The following is a 3349-nucleotide window of genomic DNA, read 5'->3' as shown; positions in this document are numbered from 1 at the left end:
CCCCCGGGCGCGCCCCGCGGGGGGCCCCCCCCCCCCCCCCCCCCCCCCCGGGGGGGGGGGGTTCTTGCCCCATGTCGGGAGGGTCAGCCCTGCGCGACCGGGGTCGCCTGCAGCACGCCCTTGAGCTGCTCGCCACCGGGCCAGTCGGTGGCGACCCGGTCGTTCTCGAGGGCCGAGGGCAGCGAGAACTCGACGCCGGTGGGCACCGCGGCGTGCGGCGCGGCGTCGGCGGCCTGGATCAGGTAGGAGTGCGCGGGCGAGGTCGCGGTCAGGTTGACCGGCTCGGCGGCGCTGTTCTCGGGGACGACGTCGACGCCCGGGATCGGCGCGCCGTTCTCGTTGAAGACCAGGCCGCGCGGGCCGCCCTGCAGCTTGCAGTTGACGTCCGGGTTCGTGGCCGCGTAGTCGATGCGGAACGCCTCGTGGCCGGCGGCGCCGCCCTGCTCCTTGACGACCGTGACGTTGACGTCGGCGGCGGTGCAGGCGGTGTCGCTCGGGTTGGCGGTCGCGGCCCCGGCGGAGAGGACGGAGATCCCGGCGACCGCCCCGGTGACGGCGGCGGCAGCGGCGATGCGGCGGATGTTCGCGAACATGGTGTTTCCTCCTCAGTGGTTCTTCTGCTCCTGAAGACGTGCCGGGCGCGCCGAGGATGCTCCGGGATGACACTGCTCATGCCGGAGCAACCTCGGGCCCGCCCGAACGTCGTCCGGAGGCGGGTGGGAGGAATGCCCCGTTCGTCCGCTCGATCCCGGGCGAGCGGGACGCAACGGCACCTGGTCCGTCCCCGGGCGCCGACGCACCCGGGGACGCACGCCTTCCGCGAGCACGTGCGGCGCTCGCTGTGATCAGGCCGCTCCGCTGCGGCCGCCGAGGTGCGCGGCGAAGAACCGCTCGATGGCCCGGTGCAGCTCGATCTGGTTCTCCGGGTTGAGGAACCCGTGCCCCTCGTCCTCCTTGACGAGGTACTCGACGTCGACACCGCGTGCCCGCAGCGCGGCGACGATGTTGTCCGATTCGGCCTGCACCACCCGCGCGTCGTTGGCGCCCTGGGCGACCAGCAGCGGCGTGCGGATCCGGTCGACGCGGGTGATGGGGGAGCGGGCGAGCATGTCGGCGCGCTGCTCGGGCACGTCCGGGTCGCCCGCGTACCGGTACCAGTTGCCGATCAGCCCGCGGCGGGCGAACGGCGGCAGCGTGCGGGTGAAGTTGACCAGGTCGGAGATGCCCACGTAGTCGACGGCGGCGGCGAACTTGTCGGGCGTGAAGGTGACGCCGACCAGCGCCGCGTACCCGCCGTAGGAGCCGCCGGAGATCGCGAGGCGCTCGGGGTCGGCGTAGCCCTGCTCGACGGCCCAGTCGGCGGCGTCGATGAGGTCGTCGTGCATGGCCCCGGCGAGCTCGCCGATGGCGGATTCCAGGTGCCGCTTGCCGTACCCGGTGGAGCCGCGGAAGTTCACCTGCAGCACCGCGTACCCGCGGTTCGCCAGCAGCTGCACCTCGGGCGAGTAGCCCCACGAATCCCGGTACCACGGCCCGCCGTGCACCAGCAGCACCAGCGGCAGCCCGCGCGGTTCCACGCCGACCGGCAAGGTCAGGTACGAGGGCAGCGGGAGCCCGTCGCGGGCGGGGATCGTCACCGGCGTCATCGGCGCCAGCGATTCGGGGTCGAGGTGCGGGTACGACCGGAACAGCAGCCGGGATTCCCCGGTGGCGTGGTCGTAGAACCAGGTGGCGCCGGGGTCGCGGTCGTGGGTGAACGACACCACCCAGCGGCGTCCGGTGTCGTCCCGGGAGATCCCGGCCAGGTCACCGTCGGAGAGCGCGGCCAGCTTCGCCAGCACTTCGGCGAACTCGTCGTCCAGCGCCCGGATCTCCTGCCGCTCGCCGAGGTAGCGCACCCCGAGCAGCCGCCCGCTCGCCCGGTCCCGGATCAGCGGGGAGGACTGCTGCACGACGATGCGCCGGTCCCCGTCGAGGTCCAGCTCCGGGTGCGAGTCCACTTCGGACTCCTCGCCGGTGGTCAGGTCGAACCGGGCCAGCAGGGCGCGGTCCCCGTCGCGGTACGAGCCCAGCCACACCCCGGTGCCGTCCGCGTCGAGCTCGAACGGGTTGATGCCCAGCGGATGGCCGTCGCCGGTGAAGGTCGCGATCGGGGTCAGCTCGCCGGTCGCGGGGTCGTGGCGGGACAGCTCCAGGTCGCCGTCCTCGGTGATGCTGCGGGCGTAGATCTCCGCACCGGGCAGCCAATCCAGCACGGTGCCGGGGTTCTCGGCGAGCACGGTCGACTCGCCGGTGCTGATGTCGATCTCCACCAGGTCGAACCGGTCGAGCTCGCGGGCGTTGAGCTGCACCAGCACCTTGCCGGGCCGGTCCGGGCGCTGCTGCCCGATCGAGGTCCGGACCCCGGGCGGGTAGGGAGTGAGGTCGACCGCGGGCGCGTCCGGGTCGTCCAGGTCCACGCGGAACAGGTGCCAGTCCTCGTTGCCGCCCGCGTCCTGCACGTACAGCAGCCAGCGCGGGTCGTCGGTCCAGTGGTAGCCGGTGACGCTGCGCGTCTCGTCCGCGGTGACGCACCGCGCCTCGGCGTCGTCCTCGACCCCCCGCACCCACACGTTGAGCCGGTTCTTCCACGGCGCCAGGTAGGCGATCCGCGTGCCGTCCGGGGAGATCGAGGCGCCGGCGCGCTCGGGCGAGTCGAAGAACGCTTCCACCGGCAGGATGTCGGGCAGGGCCATGTCGGATCTCTCCTCTCCGACGGCCCGGTCGGCCGCCGTGACCACAGTCGACCCCGTGCCGTCGCGGCATGCTCAAGCCGATTTCCCGTGACCCGAGCCACTCGTGCCGTCGCGAGAACGGATCTCCACCGACGTCCGACCGGATCGCGGCGTCGACGGAGCGCCCGGCCCGGGCCCGTCAGAGCGACCGCAGCCGGTCGCGCACCCGCTCCAGCAAGGGCAGGTCCCGATCCGCCTCGATCCGCCCGCTCCAGGCCAGGCGCCGGTCCAACGCCGCTCCCGGTTCCCGCCGGGGCAGCGGTGGCCGGCAGTCCGGACCGCACGAGTGGTCGCGCCCCCAGCTCTCGATCAGCACCGCGACGCAGTCCGCGCACCCCGAGCGCGCCCGGCCGCCGGTGGTGCGGTCCACACCGACCCCGCAGAACGCGGATCCGCCCCTCGCGTCCCGGACGTGCACCCGCCCGTCCGCGTCGGTCCAGGTCCCGGCGGGCCGCAGCGGCCTCATCGGAACGCCGTTCCGGTGAGGTCGGTGGGGGGGGGGGGGGGGGGGGGGGGGGGGGGGGGGGCGCCGCCCCCCCCCCCCCCCCCCCCCCCCCCGGGGGGGCCGGGGGGGC

At 74.4% G+C, this 3349-nt stretch carries 3 protein-coding genes; all 3 read right to left on the bottom strand.

Annotated elements, in window-relative coordinates; translation table 11 throughout:
- Nucleotides 1-83 precede the first annotated feature (83 nt).
- The 3 genes from LCD31_RS28315 to LCD31_RS28305 all read right to left on the bottom strand — a co-directional run bounded on the left by LCD31_RS28315 (nt 84) and on the right by LCD31_RS28305 (nt 3240).
- Complete coding sequence (locus LCD31_RS28315; RefSeq protein ID WP_224963174.1) at nt 84-593, bottom strand: DUF4232 domain-containing protein; 510 nt, start codon at nt 591-593, stop codon at nt 84-86.
- 252 nt (nt 594-845) lie between these two features.
- Nucleotides 846-2735, bottom strand: a complete 1890-nt coding sequence (locus LCD31_RS28310; RefSeq protein WP_224963172.1) for a S9 family peptidase — start codon at nt 2733-2735, stop codon at nt 846-848.
- 178 nt (nt 2736-2913) lie between these two features.
- Nucleotides 2914-3240, bottom strand: coding sequence for a hypothetical protein (locus LCD31_RS28305; RefSeq protein WP_224963170.1), 327 nt, complete (start codon nt 3238-3240; stop codon nt 2914-2916).
- Nucleotides 3241-3349: the final 109 nt, after the last annotated feature.

Origin of the sequence: Saccharopolyspora sp. 6M (genome assembly GCF_020176775.1) — a bacterium.
Classification (GTDB): domain Bacteria; phylum Actinomycetota; class Actinomycetes; order Mycobacteriales; family Pseudonocardiaceae; genus Saccharopolyspora_C; species Saccharopolyspora_C gregorii.
The sequence above is the reverse complement of the archived record's forward strand: the minus strand, read 5'-3'. Positions and strand labels throughout refer to the sequence as shown.